This window comes from Nocardia sp. NBC_01503, assembly GCF_036327755.1.
Classification (GTDB): domain Bacteria; phylum Actinomycetota; class Actinomycetes; order Mycobacteriales; family Mycobacteriaceae; genus Nocardia.
On the sequence record NZ_CP109596.1, the window covers coordinates 2,911,964 to 2,928,546 of the forward strand.

15 protein-coding genes are annotated in these 16,583 nt (G+C 67.9%); 5 read left to right on the forward strand and 10 right to left on the reverse strand.

From position 1 onward, the window contains the following. Positions 1 to 82: 82 nt before the first annotated feature. Complete coding sequence (locus OHB26_RS13040) at positions 83 to 865, reverse strand: site-2 protease family protein (protein ID WP_330184428.1); 783 nt, start codon at positions 863 to 865, stop codon at positions 83 to 85. A gap of 39 nt (positions 866 to 904) precedes the next feature. Continuing rightward, positions 905 to 1,567, reverse strand: a complete 663-nt coding sequence (locus OHB26_RS13045) for a hypothetical protein (RefSeq protein ID WP_330184429.1) — start codon at positions 1,565 to 1,567, stop codon at positions 905 to 907. A gap of 272 nt (positions 1,568 to 1,839) precedes the next feature. Here OHB26_RS13045 and OHB26_RS13050 point away from each other — a divergent pair, with 272 nt between their 5' ends. Further along, positions 1,840 to 3,129 carry an adenylosuccinate synthase gene (locus tag OHB26_RS13050; RefSeq protein WP_330184430.1) on the forward strand — a complete coding sequence of 430 codons (1,290 nt, stop codon included), beginning with the start codon at positions 1,840 to 1,842 and terminating at the stop codon, positions 3,127 to 3,129. A gap of 324 nt (positions 3,130 to 3,453) precedes the next feature. On the opposite strand, the gene yczR is transcribed toward OHB26_RS13050, so the two are convergent. Further along, entirely contained in the window at positions 3,454 to 4,950 is a 1,497-nt protein-coding gene (yczR, locus tag OHB26_RS13055) for a MocR-like transcription factor YczR (RefSeq protein WP_330184431.1), read from the reverse strand. A 61-nt stretch (positions 4,951 to 5,011) separates the two neighbouring features. Here yczR and OHB26_RS13060 point away from each other — a divergent pair, with 61 nt between their 5' ends. Together OHB26_RS13060 and OHB26_RS13065 are read left to right on the forward strand one after the other, a co-directional pair. Then, a complete protein-coding gene (locus OHB26_RS13060; protein WP_330184432.1) occupies positions 5,012 to 5,314 on the forward strand; it encodes a hypothetical protein in 303 nt (100 codons plus the stop codon). 53 nt (positions 5,315 to 5,367) lie between these two features. Continuing rightward, complete coding sequence (locus OHB26_RS13065; protein WP_330184433.1) at positions 5,368 to 5,928, forward strand: methylated-DNA--[protein]-cysteine S-methyltransferase; 561 nt, start codon at positions 5,368 to 5,370, stop codon at positions 5,926 to 5,928. A gap of 402 nt (positions 5,929 to 6,330) precedes the next feature. Here OHB26_RS13065 and OHB26_RS13070 read toward each other — a convergent pair whose 3' ends face one another. From OHB26_RS13070 to OHB26_RS13085, 4 genes are all read right to left on the reverse strand, one after another. Then, positions 6,331 to 7,428 carry a hypothetical protein gene (locus OHB26_RS13070; RefSeq protein WP_330184434.1) on the reverse strand — a complete coding sequence of 366 codons (1,098 nt, stop codon included), beginning with the start codon at positions 7,426 to 7,428 and terminating at the stop codon, positions 6,331 to 6,333. A gap of 313 nt (positions 7,429 to 7,741) precedes the next feature. Further along, a complete protein-coding gene (locus OHB26_RS13075; RefSeq protein WP_330184435.1) occupies positions 7,742 to 8,686 on the reverse strand; it encodes a hypothetical protein in 945 nt (314 codons plus the stop codon). 197 nt (positions 8,687 to 8,883) lie between these two features. Next, a complete protein-coding gene (locus OHB26_RS13080) occupies positions 8,884 to 11,496 on the reverse strand; it encodes a helix-turn-helix transcriptional regulator (RefSeq protein WP_330184436.1) in 2,613 nt (870 codons plus the stop codon). A gap of 65 nt (positions 11,497 to 11,561) precedes the next feature. Next, entirely contained in the window at positions 11,562 to 12,383 is an 822-nt protein-coding gene (locus OHB26_RS13085; RefSeq protein WP_330184437.1) for a helix-turn-helix domain-containing protein, read from the reverse strand. Between the two features lie 101 nt (positions 12,384 to 12,484). Here OHB26_RS13085 and OHB26_RS13090 point away from each other — a divergent pair, with 101 nt between their 5' ends. After that, on the forward strand, positions 12,485 to 13,030 hold the full coding sequence (locus OHB26_RS13090; RefSeq protein WP_330184438.1) for a YceI family protein: 546 nt from the start codon (positions 12,485 to 12,487) through the stop codon (positions 13,028 to 13,030). A gap of 66 nt (positions 13,031 to 13,096) precedes the next feature. Here the strand turns inward: OHB26_RS13090 and OHB26_RS13095 are convergent, their stop codons facing one another. Beyond that, positions 13,097 to 13,705 carry a hypothetical protein gene (locus OHB26_RS13095; protein ID WP_330184439.1) on the reverse strand — a complete coding sequence of 203 codons (609 nt, stop codon included), beginning with the start codon at positions 13,703 to 13,705 and terminating at the stop codon, positions 13,097 to 13,099. A 147-nt stretch (positions 13,706 to 13,852) separates the two neighbouring features. Next, positions 13,853 to 14,950, reverse strand: coding sequence for a CaiB/BaiF CoA transferase family protein (locus tag OHB26_RS13100; RefSeq protein ID WP_330184440.1), 1,098 nt, complete (start codon positions 14,948 to 14,950; stop codon positions 13,853 to 13,855). Positions 14,951 to 15,194: 244 nt separating this feature from the next. Between OHB26_RS13100 and OHB26_RS13105 the strand changes: the two genes are divergently transcribed. Next, the gene (locus OHB26_RS13105; RefSeq protein ID WP_442942934.1) at positions 15,195 to 15,710 is read left to right on the forward strand and encodes a DUF456 domain-containing protein; all 516 of its coding nucleotides are present in this window, start codon (positions 15,195 to 15,197) and stop codon (positions 15,708 to 15,710) included. On the opposite strand, the gene OHB26_RS13110 is transcribed toward OHB26_RS13105, so the two are convergent. After that, positions 15,697 to 16,569, reverse strand: a complete 873-nt coding sequence (locus OHB26_RS13110; protein WP_330184442.1) for an amidohydrolase family protein — start codon at positions 16,567 to 16,569, stop codon at positions 15,697 to 15,699. The two genes, OHB26_RS13105 and OHB26_RS13110, sit on opposite strands and share 14 nt — an antisense overlap. Positions 16,570 to 16,583 lie beyond the last annotated feature (14 nt).

The following is a 16,583-nucleotide window of genomic DNA, read 5'->3' on the forward strand; positions in this document are numbered from 1 at the left end:
CGCTACTCGGGTTCATGGGCACTCGTGCCGATAACTTCCCACCATGGCCGGGCTGACGAGGGGTAGCCCGGCCACACATCTGTCAGCGCCAGAACCGTGTCAGCTGACTACCGAAGTCCGACCAGAACGACGGCACGCCCGACAGCTCGAACAGCGCGCGAATCCCGTCGAAGAACAAGATATTGATCTGCGGCACGAACAGCAGCGCCACCAGAATCAGAATCCCGTACGGCTTGATCTGATCCATCGACCGCCGCGTCTGATAGCTCAGCGACGGCTCCAGAATCCCGTACCCGTCGGTCCCCGGCACCGGGATCAGATTCAGCACGGTCGCCATGATCTGCAGGAACGCGAGGTAACTCAGCCCGAACCAGAACGCGGAATGCGAATACGAACTACCCCACAGCCGCACGATCACCAGCAGCACGATCGCGCAGGCGGCATTGGTGGCCGGTCCCGCACCGCTCAGCATCCGCTGGACGCGCGCACCGAAACTGTTCGAATTCACGTACACCGCACCACCCGGCAACGCGAACCCGCCGATGGCGATGAACAGCAGCGGCAAGCCGATCGACAGCAGCGGATGACTGTATTTCAGCGGATTCAACGTCAGATATCCGCGCAGTTCGACCTCGCGGTCCCCGGCCCGCCACGCCACGAACGCGTGCGCGAACTCGTGCAGGCAGATGGAGACCACCCAGCCCGCCACCACCATCAGGAAAACCCCGAGTTTCGCTTGGTTGGACAGCAGATCGGCGGTCCAGGCCAGCACGCCGCCCGCCGCCGCGATCGCGACCACGAGCAGGAATACCGGACTGGGCCGCACCGCCCCCGAAGCACGGCCGATCGCACGGGGAGAGCTCATCGGACTCCTTGTATGGAACCCGGATTCACCGGGTGAAGGTCAACGGACCAGCAGCCAGGGTTCATGATGCCGGTAGAAGGTGGAGCGCCGCACCGGCTTATCGGTGGTGATGCCGTCGCGGGTGACGATGGCGCCACGCGTGCCGAGCTGCATGGCCCGACCCTGCGCCCAACGCTTCTTACCCAGGATCCCGCGCTGCGCGCTCGCGTGCAGGCCGGGCATCTCCAGTGTCGGTGACACCAGCAGTGCGGCGACCTTACCGGTGAACAACCGCGTGTCGTCCACGTACGCTTCGCCTTCGAGCTTCTCCCCGCCCTCGCCGACCAGGGTGGCACGGCCGATCAGCACCTTGCCGGTGTCATCGCGAATGAGCGGGGTCTCCATCGGCTTACCCTCGAGCGCGCGCTTGGCGGCGGCCGAACCGGTACCGGTCTCGTAGGCGCGCGACCCGTAGGTGCGGTCGACGGGCACATAGCCGATCTCGACGCCGAGGCGTTCGGTGCGCATCAGATGGGTCAGCACCGCGGCGAGCCCGGCGTCCTCACCGAGCACGATGAGGCGGGGCAGACTGTCCGCGGCCATGACGGGAAGCAACTCGTCCAGGACATTCGTATCCGGTATGGCCGAGGTCTGGGTGAGCGGGAGAGAAGCGAGCGCGATCGGTACGGGTGCGCCGTCGCAGCGGAGAACATGGGTACTCAACTGCCGTACACCCTCCTCTGACCTGACAACACCATCGCCTCGCTGCGCTCCTGCGGGCCCGCTTACCGGCCCGGCTCCCCGTGTCACCATAGCCCCGCTTCATTTGCCGCGCCGCCTTCGAAGCTCACCCGTTACGTCGGTTTCGTCCCGTGCCGGGTCGCGAACCTGGGGGTATTCGAGCATCTACTAGACTGTGCCTCCGGCCACCGCCTTCCGACGGCGGATAGCTGCAGTGCCAAGGCACTGCGCGTCGAACCCGTAGGAGTCTTCTAATGCCGGCAATCGTGCTGATCGGCGCCCAGTGGGGCGACGAGGGCAAGGGCAAAGCGACCGACCTGCTCGGTGGCCGCGTCCAATGGGTTGTGCGCTATCAGGGCGGTAATAACGCGGGTCACACCGTGGTGCTGCCCAATGGCGACAACTTCGCACTGCATCTGATTCCGTCCGGCATCCTCACCCCCGGTGTGACCAACGTCATCGGCAACGGCGTGGTGATCGATCCGGGCGTACTGCTCACCGAACTCGCGGGCCTGGAAGAGCGCGGCGTGGACACCTCCCGCCTGCTGCTGTCGGCCGACGCGCACCTGATCATGCCGTACCACGTGGCCATCGATAAGGTCACCGAGCGCTTCCTCGGCAATAAGAAGATCGGCACCACCGGGCGCGGTATCGGCCCCTGCTACCAGGACAAGGTCGCGCGCGTGGGTGTGCGCGTCGCCGATGTGCTGGACGAGAAGATCCTCACCCAGAAGGTCGAGGCCGCACTGGAATTCAAGAACCAGGTGCTGGTGAAGATCTACAACCGCCGCGCGCTGGACCCGCAGCAGGTGGTCGACGAGGTGCTGGAGCAGGCCGAAGGCTTCAAGCACCGCATCTCCGACACCCGCCTGCTGCTGAACCAGGCCCTCGAACGCGAAGAGATCGTGCTGCTGGAGGGTTCGCAGGGCACCCTGCTGGACGTCGACCACGGCACCTACCCGTACGTCACCTCCTCCAACCCGACCTCGGGTGGCGCGGCGGTCGGTTCGGGCATCGGCCCCAACAAGATCGAGACCGTGCTCGGCATCCTGAAGGCGTACACCACCCGCGTCGGCTCCGGTCCGTTCCCGACCGAACTCTTCGACGAGTCCGGCGTGTACCTGGCCAAGACCGGCGGTGAGGTCGGTGTCACCACCGGACGCGCACGCCGCACCGGCTGGTTCGACGCGGTGATCGCCCGCTACGCCACGCGCGTCAACGGCATCACCGACTACTTCCTCACCAAGCTGGATGTGCTCTCCAGCCTGGACACCGTGCCGATCTGCGTGGCGTACGAGATCGACGGTGAGCGTTTCGACGAAATGCCCACCACCCAAACCGATTTCCACCACGCCAAGCCGATCTACGAGGAGATGCCCGGCTGGTGGGAGGACATCTCCGGTGCTCGCACCTTCGAAGAGCTACCCCCCAATGCCCAGGCATATGTCCTGCGCCTGGAAGAGCTTTCGGGCGCTCGCATGTCCTGCATCGGTGTCGGCCCGGGTCGTGACCAGACCATCGTCCGCCACGACATCATCGGCTGACCCGCCTCTCCGAGACTTCGGCGCACGGCTGAGGGCCGTTGGCTGTTGGGGACGCGGGGTGCGGTCGGGTGTCGAAACTGTTTTGGAGGTACCCGGTGAGTTACCCCGAACTCGCGAGATCAGTTGTGCCGTACCGCCTCCCCGAGACTTCGGCGCACGGCTGAGAGCCGTTGGCTGTTGGGGACGCGGGGTGCGGTTGGGTGCCGAAACTGTTTTGGACGTACCCGGTGAGTTACCCCGAACTCGCGAGATCAGTTGTCCCGTAACGTAATAAAGACTCTCCCGCTGTGCTGAAGTGCAGCGGGACGAGGCGTTTCAGGCGGGTCAGTAGCAGGTCAGGGGGGCCAGGGGCTCGGCGGCGTGTGGGGTCAGCGACGCATACGCCGCTGCGAGGGATTTCACGCCCAGGCGGATATCGCCTTCCTCGTGGGTGAAGGGGAGGCGGAGGAAGCGTTCGAAGGCGCCTTGGACGCCGAAACGTGGTCCGGCGGCGAGTAATACGCCGTGATTGGGGGCGGTGGCGGCCAGGGCGCTGGAGACGGGGGCGGGGAGCTGGGCCCAGAGGGACATGCCGCCCGCGCCGGGGGAGACGCGCCAGTCGGGGAGCTCCTCGGCGAGGGCATCGAGTAGGGCGGCTCGGCGGGAGCGGAGCTGTTCCCTTCGCACGGTGAGGATTCGGTCCGCGTGCTGGAGCAGGTGCACCGTCGCCAGCTGATCCATGACCGGGGTGCCCAGGTCCATGGTCGAGCGGGTGCCGAGCAGTTTGGTGATCAGGGACTGATTGGCGCGCACCCAGCCCACGCGCAGGCCGCCCCAGAACGATTTCGACGCCGAACCGATGGTCACGATCTCCGTACCACGCGCGAATGACGCTACGGGCGGCATGATTTCGTGATCGGTGAGATGCAGATCCACCATGGATTCGTCGACGATGACGGTCATCCGGGTTTCGCGGGCGATGGCGGCCAATTCGGCGCGCCCCTCGGCGGGTAGCAGCAAGCCGGTCGGATTATGGTAATCCGGAACCAGATACGCCACGCTGGCGGCGGTTTGCCTTGCGGCGCTGCGGATTCCGTCCAGATCCCAGCCGTCCGGTCGCAGCGGCACCGGGACCGGACGCGCGCCCACATCGCGAATCGCCTCGATGGCATTCGGATAGGAGGGGTGCTCGATCAGCACGCGTTCCGCCGGAGTGGTGAGCACATTGAGCAGCAGTCGCAGCCCGTGCTGTGCGCCCAGGGTGACCAGGATCTGCTCCGGATCGGTCGGCAGGCCGCGCTCGGTGTAGCGGCGGGCAAGGGCCTCGCGCAGCATGAGCATGCCCACCGGGTCCATACCGTGTGTGCCCAGATAGGTCGGAAGTCCTTGCAGCGCGGTCGTATACGCGTCCGTCATCTCGACCGGCGCGGCCATGGCGGCATAGGTCATATCGATGGTGGGCAGCTCCGGCTGCGCCATCATGGCCAGCAGGCTGCGCGCGGGTTTGGCGCCGTCGTGCACCACGGTCGGCGGTAGCGCCACCGTGCTGCGCGAACCCTGCCTGCTGATCAGATAGCCGTGCTCGCGCAGCAGGGCGTAGGCCGAGGTGACGGTGGTGCGGCTGACGGCCAGGCTGGTGGCCAGATCGCGTTCACTGGGCAGGGCCACGCCGAGCGGGGCGCGGCCGTCGTGGATGAGCAGTCGAATGCTCTCCGCGAGCGCCACGTAGGCGGGGCGGCTGGAGCGCTTTCCGCTGTCGGCCGCCGCGCTGCCGGGTTCGTCCTGTCGCCAGCGGCCCAGGTCGCGTGTGAGGCTGGCCGCGCCGATCACTCGTATTGCCATAAGGGCCAGTATCCGGGTACTGGATATTTTCTTCAAGTCCAGAGCGGGCCAGTATCGAGTAATGATCGCAACGCTCGTCTCCCTGCTGGTTGTCGCAGTCTTCGCCGGGATCGTCTACCGGTTCGCTCCCACGCCGGATGAGCGCTGGGGCGCGCTGCTGGAGCGGTACCGGCCGCATGCGCCGATGTCGGACTGGTCGGCCGCGGAATATGAAGGGGTACGGCAGTATTCCGACCTCGCCGCCGCCTACGCGCGACAGGATGCCCCGCCCGCCGAGGTGGTCGCACGTCGTGTCCGGCGTACCCGCTCGCCCCTCGCCGACCTGGCGACAATCCCCTGCCGTGAAGAAACAGTCCAATTCTGAACAACTGGCCTGAAATGGCCGGACTTGTCGGACCTCGGGTGCACACTGGCCCTATGCCGCACCCGGACCGCCCGCTCGCCTCGGCGGCGCTCTTCGATACCGCGATAGGCACCTGCGCCATCGCCTGGAGCCCCGCCGGGGTGCTGCGTTTCGCCCTCCCCGACGGCGACCCGGAGTCCACCCGCGCCTACATCCTGCGCAAACACCGCACCTTCGATATCCAGGAAGCGGCACCCACCGCCGAAATCGCCACCGCCATCGAGAAGATCCGCGCCCACCTCGCCGGTGACCTCGACGATCTGGACTGGATTCCCCTGGACACCAGCCCCCTCAACGATTTCGACCGCGCCGTCTACGCCGTGGCCCGCGCCATCCACCCCGGCCACACCCTCAGCTACGGCGATATCGCCAACCGCATAGGCGCCCCCGGCGGCGCCCAAGCCGTAGGCCAATCCCTGGGCCGCAACCCGATCCCCCTGATAGTCCCCTGCCACCGAGTCCTGGCCGCAGACCATGCCCTACACGGCTTCTCCGCCCCCGGCGGCATCACCACCAAACAGCGCCTCCTCGAAATCGAGCGCACCCCCGGCTTCGGCGAACCCACCCTCTTCTGATCCGCTGAACACCGCGAGTGTCTCAGCCTTCGGGATGAGAATGATCGAGATCGCGAGTGGAATCAGCAATCGGCGGTCGCTGCGGAACGGCCCCGGGACCGGTGCGGGTATGCCCATTCGCACGATCCAGTGGATTGCCTGTGCCACAACAGATTCCGAACGGTCCGGATGGCGCCCGTCACGGCGTGGTGCAGGGTGGTGTGGTCACCCCGTCCGGAACGATGCCGCTGCGCGGCGCGATCTGGACCGCGACCGATATGTCGCATGATCCCGGTCCAAGACCGGCAGACCTTTCCGACGACCATGCACCAGCTCAACTACGCCCGCTCCCTGAGCGCGATGTAATCACCACCGGACTTGGCTGAGGCGTGGCCGTCGACCGGTGGTGGTTCGCTTGGTGTGTCAGAACGCGCCGCCGAGGAAGCCGCCGACCGCGCCGCCGGCGACACCGCCCGCCACACCGCCCACCGCGGCTGCCGGGAGGCCGACCACGGCTGCGCCGGCGGCACCGCCCACTGCGGCGCCGATCAGGGCGCCGCCCACGATTCCGCCGGGGATGTCGATCGGCGCGGTCCAGGGCAGGACGGTGGCACCGATGCTGCCGAGGGCGCCGCCCGCGACACCGCCGACCACGGCGCCGATCACCGCACCCGGGACCGCGCCCGCGACCGCGGCGGGAATGCCCGCACCCAGCGCTCCGGCGGTCGCGCCCGCGGCGACTCCCGCGAGGGTGCCCGCCGCGATCCGGTCGGAGCGGCTCGGGTTGATGCCGATGGAGTTGAAACCGGTGGCGATGGCGGCTTCGGTACCGGCGGCCGCATTGTTGACGGTGTCGAGAACCTGGTCCGGGACATCGGTTGGGGCGGCCGTCGTGAAATCGCCCAGGCGCAGGGTGCGCGGAGGCGGGGCGATGGGGGCTACCGGTTCGACGACCGTCGGGGCGTGCAGGCTCTGCAAGTTGACCGGCGGGGCCGGTTCCACCTGCGGGATCGGCCGGTAGTTGGCGGGGACCGGGTAGTTCGCCTGGGGTGCGGGTGCGGGTGGGCGGTTGGGGGTGGTCACGCCGGGCTGCACGGGGCCGGGATGGTCACCGGCGGGGATGGAAACTCCGGGCTGGACCTGACCGGGCGCGGTCACGCCGGGCTGGGAGCGGCCCGGGGCCGCGAGATGCGGTGCGGGAGAGTGGGTTCCGGGCTGTGGGGCAGCGAAGGCGGCCGGGGGCTGGCCGCTCGCGCCCGGAGCGGTGTCCGGCGGCAGGGCGGTGCCCGGGGCGGTGGTGCTGCCGGGGGGAGTGGTCGGCTGTGTGCCGGTGCCCGAATCTCCCGGCGGGGGAGTGCCCACCACGCCCGATGTCGGCGAGCTGCCCGGCGCGCTGGATGCCGGTGCGGCGCTTTGCGGTTCGGTGGCGCTGGAGCAGGCCACCGCCAGGGCCAGCGGGAGCGCGCCGACCAGCACGGCGCGGCGCAGCACGGCCTTCTTCACGAGATGTCGACGGGTCACGCCGGATCACCACCCTCATCAGATTGGAGTCGATTACTGAGCGATATGAAATTGGTGAGCGCCCGGGCGCCTTCGGCCCTGCGGTGCTCCCCTGCTGAATCAGCAGGGGCGGTACGCACCTCGGTGGCCGGCAGTGTGCCGCTGAGCAGGCAGTTCGATCGTGCGCGCGGTTTGGTGGGTTCGCGCTCGGATCGGAAACCTCGCACCCCGGCACGCCGTGACTCACAGGCGCGGCGGGTTACGGCCCGCGCGTGTCGAAGTCGTATGGCCGCAAACGTTTTCCGTACCGAACGCGTATGCGGCCGTGGTGCGGCTAGAGGTTCGCGCCCGCCCAGGCTCCGGCGGCGACACCGCCGATGACTCCGCCGACCAGCGCGCCACCCGCCGCCGCGGGAAGGCCGACCGCCGCCGCGCCGATGGCGGCGCCCACCGCCGCGCCGATGGCCGCGCCACCGGGTGCGCCCAGGGCGAAGGCGGGGGCCAGACCGGCCGCGGCACCGGCGAGCGCACCGGCCGCCGCGGTTCCGATGGCGGCGGGACCACCCGCCGCCGCACCGGCTACGCCCGCGGCGATGCCGCCTATGACGGCTCCGGCGGCGGGAATGCCGATGATGGCGACCGTTCCCGCGACCGCGCCGACGCCGGCGCCGATGAGAGCGCCGCCCACGCCGCCCGCGATCGCCGCGGGGATCCCTGCGGCTGCCGCGCCGACGATCGCGCCGCCCGCGGCTCCGGCCGCGGTGGCGGCTGCGATCTTGTCGGAGCGAGTCGGGTTGATGCCGATGGACTTTCCGCCGGTGGCGATCGCCGCCTCCACATTCGCGGCACCGTCGTTCACGGGGGCGAGGATCGTATCGGGAACCTCGTCGGGCACCACCGACATGAAATCGCCGACGCGCAAGGTGCGCGGCGGGGGTGCGATGGGGGCTACGGGTTCGACCGGTTCGGGTGCGTGCAGTTCCCGCCAGTTGATGGCGGGTGCGGGTTCGGTCTCGACCGGGACCTGGCGGCGGTTCTCCGGGACGGCGTAGTTCAGCTGCGGGGCGGGCGGTGCGACCGTGGTGCCGGGCTGGCGGGTGGAGTCGCTGTTCGCGCTCGGGGCGGAGGTTCCCGGCTGGGCCGGTTTGGTGACTCCGGGCTGCGGAATCGCCTGGGCCACGCCCGCACCGGCGATGGCCAGGGCCAGCGGTAGCGCGCCGATCGCGGGGCGCAGGGCGCGTCGCACGCCGGTATTCATTTCTCGATGCCGACGAGTCACGCCGAAACCACCCTCATCAGATTGGATCTGTCCCCCGTGACCTGGATTCGGCCACTCGGCGGGGATGGTAGCTGATTGGAAACCAGTGGTTCCAGATGTGAATCAGCGGATCCGATAGCTGACGTCGAAGCTCGAGAGAAATCCCACAATTGCTGGTAGAGACGGTTTATAAATGGGGTTGGGGGTCCGATTCGGCATTAGCCGGAAGGTGACCCGCCGCGCATCAGATCGGCGAGGGTCTCGCGATCGGTGACATCGAGCTTGATGCACGCCCGGTACAGATGCCCTTCGACGGTGCGGACCGAGACCGTCAGCCGGTCCGCGATCTGCCGGTTGGAGAGTCCGGCCGCGACCAGATTCGCGATCTCGCGTTCCCGCGAGGTGAGCGGCAGCGGTTGCGCGGATTCGCGCAGTGCGGGCGTACTCGCCCCACCGCAGGCGGCGGCCAGCCGATTGGCGGTGGCGGCCGATTCCAGCAGCCGCCGCCGATCACCCGCCCGCTCATGCGCCGAGGCGGCCTGCGCGGCGGCGTCGGCGGCCGACAGCAGTACCCCGATCGCCTCGAATTCGGCTGCGGCGGTATCCAATCCGGCCCCATCGTGGGCGGCGACCGCCACCGCGTGCCTGGCTTGCACCTGCACCAGTCGGCCATCCACCCGCGCGGCCAGATCGGCGAGCCGCCCCGCCACCGAATGATCCCCGAAGCGCGCCGCGGTATGCAGCGCCATGGCCTCGATGGCGTGCTGATGTGAGCGCGCCGCCGCGTCCGCGGCCCCGAGTGCGAGCCGAATCGCCGGTGTCGCGGTGCCTTCCGCCGCCGCCTGCCAGGCTTTGGCGATCTCCAGCATGGGTTCGTATACCGCGCTGTGCCGTCCACCGCGCTGCTGTGCGGCGGCAATGGATTCGGCGGCCTCGGCGGGCCGGCCGAGCGCCGAATACGCCTCTGCCAGACGGAGTCTGGCGGGGAACATCCAGGCGGCCGCACCCTCGGTGGTCAGTGCCGCGAGCGCCTGTTCGAGGTTGTCGATGCCCTGCGGGAACCGGCCCTGTGCCACATCGACGGTGCCCTGCAGGATTTTGGTCATGCCCCAGGCGAGGTACTGCCCCGGCGAGGAGTACGTGTAAGGGCTACTGGCACAACGTCTCGCGGCTTCGATATCCCCGGTGAAGGTGAGTGCCAGCACCTCCGCGTGCGCGGACATGAACCGATTCAATCCGTCGATATGCGATTCGATGGCGTGCCCGCGCGCCGCGTACTGTCGCGCCGCTTCACCGCGCCCCATGAGCGCCAGCGCGAGTCCGCCACCGAACGCCGCCCACCACACCGCCCACGGTGGCGAATCATCACCGGCCATCACGGGTTCGGCCAGCGCGAACGCCTCGTCGAGTTTGTTCTCGTTGACCGCACACGCCGATGCCAATCCGTCCAGGGTGGCAATGATCTTCGGATGCTTGGCGAGCCCGCGCACCGTGCCGAGCACCGCATCGGCCCGATCGGCATCGCCCATGGACCACAACAGATTCGAGACGCGCGTGGTTCCCCAGCGTGCCAGTTGCACCTCGTTCAACTGCTCCGGATCGAAGACCGCGAGCGTGCGTTCGGCCTCGATGCGATGCCCCTGCCACAGCAGTGCCCGCGCGAGCAGATCCGCTGCCTCGACCCCGCCGCGCCGCTCCACCGCGGCCCGGGCGAAGCGTTCTCCCAGTGGGAGATTCGCCAGGCCGATGGCATCGGCGGCCGCCGCCTCGAAGAGTTCGAGATCCGCGGATTTGTCACTGTCCAAAGCCAATTCGGCCAGCCGGATGCGATCGGAGGCGGAGTTGATCGGCCGTTCCTTGAGCGAGGAGTACAGCCGTCCGCGCAGTCGTCGCGCCGAGGCGATACCGAGCCGCCGCCGGATCACCTCACCGAAGAGCGGATGGTTGTACCGCACCAGCAGCTGGTGCCCGTTCTCGACAATCCTTATGACGCCGCGTGATTCGGCGGTCTCGACGGCCTGCTCGCCCGCGAGTTCGGCCAGGACATCCAGGTCGATGGGTTCGCAGAAGGTGAGCAACTCCAGCACCCGCAGTACCGGTTCGGGCAGCTGTTCGACTCGATCTTCCAGCAGCGCAGCCAATTCCGACGTGACTGCGGCCCGTCCACGCAGCTGCCACACCCCGTTGACCTGTCGCAGCGTCCCGGCCTCCAGGGCCCCTTCGACCAGGTGGCGCAGGAAAAGCGCGTTCCCCCCGGAGGATTCCCACATCAGGTTGGCGGTGAATCCCTCCAACTGCCCGCCGAGCATGTTCTCCACCAGCTCGACGCTCTGTCGCTGGCTGAATGGCGACAGGTCGATGCGCAGCAGATGCCCGTCCTTCCACAGCGAGGTCACCGCATCCGGTACCTGTACCCCGCTGCGTACGGTCGCGACGATATGCGCGGCCTTGTCGATGGCGAGCTGCAAAAGCAGTGTGGCGGAGAGCTGATCGAGCAGATGGGCGTCGTCGACGCCGATTATGGTGTGCCCGTCCGCCAGCAGGGCCTCGCGCGCCGCGGCCATGAAGGTGACCGGATCGTGCGCGGTGTAGACCCCGACCATATGCGCGAATACCCCGAGCGGAATGCTGCGCGCGGATTCGGTGCCCGCCACCCATCGAATATTCCCGGCACCGCCGTTGACGGCGCTGGTCGCGAGCCTGGCCAGGGTGGTTTTTCCGACTCCCGCGTCACCGGTGAGCACCGCTCCGACGAAGGTGTCGCCGGTCAGCGCCGCGGTGATCGCCTCGAGCTCGCTCTCCCGTTCGACCATGGGCCAATTCCGAGCCATGGATCAACTGTAGTTCGCTCACCCTTTGTGAGCGGGGGGAACGAAATAGCCTGAAATGTGAGGGTTTATTCGTTGACCAGCCGCAATCCGGGCGCATGCGCCTTCCGCCGGTCGACCAGCCACACCTGAATGGTCAGGTCGGCGAGCGGATCCAGGGATTCGATCTCCACCTCGACCTGCCCGCGCAGCGGATGTTCGATGAGCAGCACGTGCGTGCGGTAGTCGATGACAAGGTGTTCCCGCCAGCGCCGATCGAACTCCGGATAGCGCTGAAGGGCGGTGATCCGGGCCTCGAGGCTGCGGTCGTCCGGGAACCGGGTCTGGGTGTTGCGCAGTGCGGAGGCGACCATATCCGCGGCATCGGACCAGTTCCGGAGGTATTTCGGTGCGTCCGGATGCGCGAATACGTAGCTGGCGAAGCTGCCGTGCACGGATTCGTCGAGCATGCCGAGCGGTTCGGCGAAATCCCGCCAGGACGGATTCCAGGCCAGAATGTCCAGCCAGCGTCCGAGGACGAAGGCGGGCGTGGGGTGCAGGGCGTCGACCACCGCGCGCAGGGTGTCCGAGACCTGTTCGCGGGCCTGTCCGGCGGAGGGGCAGCTGGCCTTCTGCTCCATGCTCATGGCCAGTCGGCCGAAGTGATGGCGTTCGATCTCGTTGAGCCGCAACGCATCCGCGATCGCGCCGAGTACCGCGCTGGAGGGATTGGTATCGCGCCCCTGTTCCAGTCGGGCCAGATAGTCGGAGCTGACACCGGCGAGTGCGGCGACCTCTTCGCGGCGCAGGCCGGGGGTGCGGCGCCGGCGTCCGGCGGGCAGCCCGACGTCTTCGGGCTGCAGCTGCGCGCGCCGCGCGATCAGGAACTCGGCGAATTCGGATCTGGACACATATCCATAGTGCCTGTTCCTGGCTCCGTTATCCCAGCCCTGCCAGGTCCAGGATCAAGACGGTGTGGTTAACCGGACTGGGGTCCGCTTGAATGGTGGACATGACGACTTCTGAGCAGACCACCCTGGCCCCCGGCGCGTGGGACCTGGACGCCAACCACTCCTCGGTCAACTTCACCGCTCGCCACCTGGGCATCTCCAAGGTGCGCGGCCGCTTCAACAAGTTCGAGACCGCCTTCGTGGTGGACGAGGCCGGTAAGGCCGTCACCATCGAGGCCACCATCTACCTGGACTCCTTCGATACCGGCAACGAGATGCGCGACGGCCACGTCCGCAGCGCTGAGATCCTCGACACCGCCAACCTCTCGACCCTGCACTTCAAGGTCACCGAGCCCGTCGATATCGCCGAGGAGTTCGAGGTCACCGGTGAGGTCACCCTCGGTGGCGTCGTCAAGCCGGTCACCCTCGATGTCGAGTGGGGCGGCGTACAGCTGTTCCCCGGCGATCAGAAGCACCACGCGGGCTTCACCGCCACCGGCACCATCAAGCGCAGCGAATTCAATATCGCCGCCGGTCTGCCCACCGCCATGCTGGGCGACAAGATCGCCATCGAGCTGGACATCCAGCTGGTCGAGCCGTCGGCCTGATCTCGAATTGCCAAGCGGCGGCACCCGATTCGGGTGCCGCCGCTGGCGTTCACGGATGTACCGCGATTACGGCGTCACGCCCGCCGCACCGGCGCCCGCGCCGATCGCGGCGCCGATACCCGCGCCCAGCGCCGCGGCCGGAAGGCCGAGCGCCGCCGCGCCGAGCGCGCCACCACCGACGGCGCCGATGGCCGCGCCGAGCGCGATACCGCCGGCCGCGCCCGCGGCCTCGGCGGCCAAACCGGCCACGAAGACCGGAACGTCGATGAGGCAGCCGGTGGTCGCGCAGCCGACCGCAGCGGTGGTCAGGGTCGCGAGCGCGGGAGCGCCGATACCGATCAGGAAGCCCGCGCCCGCGCCGACGACGCCACCGGCCACCGCGCCACCCGCGGCGCCGATGATTCCGGCGGGCACGCCCGCGGCCAGCGCGCCGACACCCGCACCCGCGAGAGCGGAGTTGCCGACCTTGGTCAGATCCGGGCCCGCGGGCGCGTCGATCGGAGCCGGGGCCTCGATCGCGGTGGCGGCCGGGATGGTCACCGCGGCTTGTGCGGCCGGGAGCTGATCGATCGGCGCGGCCTGGGCGGTGCCGGACAGGATGACGGCGGCGGCGACGGGCAGCGCGCAGAGCGTGGCGATGCGGCCGGCGAAAAGGGTCGAGCGACGGGACAGCACAGTAATTCCCCCGATGGATGAAGCGTCGAATTGGACTGTTCGACGCTAGCTTCCGAGGAGATCGGTACTCAAGCTAAGAAGTCGTCGGCGATGTGTGAGTTATCTCCGCTGATAGAGCTTTTATGCTGTCCCGCTATCGAACTCGATTCAGTCCGCCCAGACCGTTTCGATCGGGGTGCCCTCGTTCGGCGGCGGGGTGGGGATGCCCGACGGCGTGCGCGAGAAGCGCGGCGCGGGTGCGTGCTGCACGATGCCGTCGATCTCGATCAGTCCGGTACGGGCCTGGATATGCGGATTCTGTTCCGCCTCGGTGAAGGTCAGGACCGGGGTGGTGCAGGCGTCGGTGTGCTCGAAGATGGCCCACCACTCGTCGCGGGTCTTGGTCTTGAACTTCTCGGTGAACAGTTTGCGCAACTGCTCCTGGCCGTTCGGGTCGATCTGCATCGGCAGACCCTCGGGATCGATCTCCAGACCCTTGAGCATCTCCGCGTAGAACTGCGGTTCGATACAGCCGACCGCCATGTACTTGCCGTCGGAGGTCTCGTAGGTGTCGTAGAACGCCATACCGGTGTCGAGCAGGTTGGTACCGCGCTCGTCGGACCACAGGCCGACGCCCTTCATGCCCCAGATCATGTGCGAAAGGGCAAGCGCCCCATCGATCATGGCCGAGTCGATGACCTGACCCTTACCCGAGCTCTGCCGCTCCACCAGGGCGGCGAGAATGCCGAAGACCAGGAACATGGAGCCGCCGCCGAAGTCGCCGACCATATTCAGCGGCGGGACCGGGCGCTCACCCTTGCGGCCGATGGCATTGAGTACACCGGTGAGTGAGATGTAGTTGATGTCGTGCCCGGCGCGATCGGCGAGTGGACCGTACTGGCCCCAACCCGTCATGCGACCGTAGACCAGACGCGGATTGCGTTCCAGCGCAACGTCGGGACCGAGTCCCATGCGCTCGGTGACACCGGGGCGGAAGCCCTCGAGGAGCACATCGGCCTTCTCGATGAGGCCGAGCACCTTCTCGATATCGGCCGGATCCTTCAGATTGGCCTCGACGATGGTGCGCCCGCGCCATTGCGGCCGCTCCATGAAGCCGGGCAGTTGATTGGGCCGCTGCACCCGCACCACGTCCGCGCCGAGATCCGCGAGCAGCAGCGCGGCATGCGGACCGGGGCCGATTCCGGCCAGTTCAACTACCCGGACGCCCGCGAGCGGGCCCTGCTTGGCGGTGGATGGAGTGCTCACGCCCTACCTCGGTTCATCGTCGACTCAGTGCGCACCGGCTCACAACACCGGTGTTGACGCAATGACAATAACGCAGTGCTTTCGGCCTCCGCTTCGCTGCGGCGGGTCGCGGCCCTCGTGACCCCGTTTCTTCCCTCCCTCCGCTGCGCTTCCCCGCTCCAAGGCGCAGGTCTATGGAGCCGCAGTCCAGAAACGGGGCGGGCCGCGACTACAGGGCGGGACTATCTCGACGTGATGCACGAGAATGCGGGGCAGGTCATTCAGAGGAGGATCAGCAGTGAGTGCATCGGGCGAGGTCTTGGTCGGCCTCGCGATACTTGTCGGCCTGCTCGGGGTGATCGTGCCGATCCTGCCCGGGGTGATCCTGATTCTCGCGGCCGTTCTGGTGTGGGCGATCATGACCGGTGGCGCGTCCGCCTGGACCGTATTCGCGGTCTGCGCAACGCTTCTGGTGATCAGCGGCATCATCAAATACACCTGGCCGGGGCGCAAACTTCGGGAGGCGGGCGTACCGAACCGGTCGCTGATCCTGGGCGCGGTGCTGGGCATCATCGGCTTCTTCGTGGTGCCGGTGATCGGTCTGTTCCTGGGATTCGTTCTGGGCGTTTATGTTTCGGAGCTGCAGCGGCTGCGCGAACAGCAGCCCGCCTGGCAGTCGACGGTGCACGCGCTCAAGGGCGTCGGCCTGTCCATGCTGGTGGAGCTGTTCGGTGCGCTGCTGGCCGCGGGCGTCTGGCTGACCGCCGCTATCGCGATCTAGGGTCGATCCGGGGCAGCGGCAGGGTGGGCGGTGCGGGCAGTTCGGACCGCTTCAGTCGTAGCGTGGGCGGCTCGGGCCGGACCAGCGGCAGCGTCGGCACGGGATCCTCGATGCGCCGATCCTTGGCGGGCAGGCGATAGAAGGCGCGCGCGTTGTCCTCCAGCACCATATGCAGATCGCCACCGACCGCATCGGAGATGACCCGGATATCGGTGTCCAGGAACGGCCGCCCGGCCCGTGTGCCCGGTAGGTCGGAGCCGAACATGAGTGCCTCGGGATTCACCGCGTGCACCCGGCGCAGCGCGGTCCCCACATTCATGGCGACCCGCCCGAAGCCCGACGCCTTCACCTTGGCGCCGCGATCCACCAGATTCAGCAGGTACGGCAGGCATTCATCGGACATGCCCATGTGATCGATGGAGAGCTTCGGCAGTTTGGTGATGACCGGTTCCAGCGAGCCCAGCATGGACCCGTCGATATAGAGCTCCACATGCCAGCCGGCCAGCTCATAGGCGCGCAGCGCGAGCATGGTGAGCCCGACGATATCGCCGCCCGCGCGCTTGAAGTTGAAGCGGACCGCGCGTACGCCCGCGCGATCCAACTCCAGAATCTGTTCGTCGGTGGCGTCCTCGGTCAGATTGACGACGCCGACCCAGCCCTCGCCCAGTTCGGCGAGGGCGGCCCGGAGATAACTGGTGTCGGTGCCCTGGAAGGACCCGCTGACGACCGCGCCACCGTCGATATCGAAGCGCCGCATGCGGTGCCGGTAGTTCGCGATGGTGTAGGGGTCGGGCAGGTAGCCCTCGTTCTCGGCCAGCGGGAACCGCGGGTCGAAGATGTGGAGATGGGCATCGAACACGTGATCAGCATGCC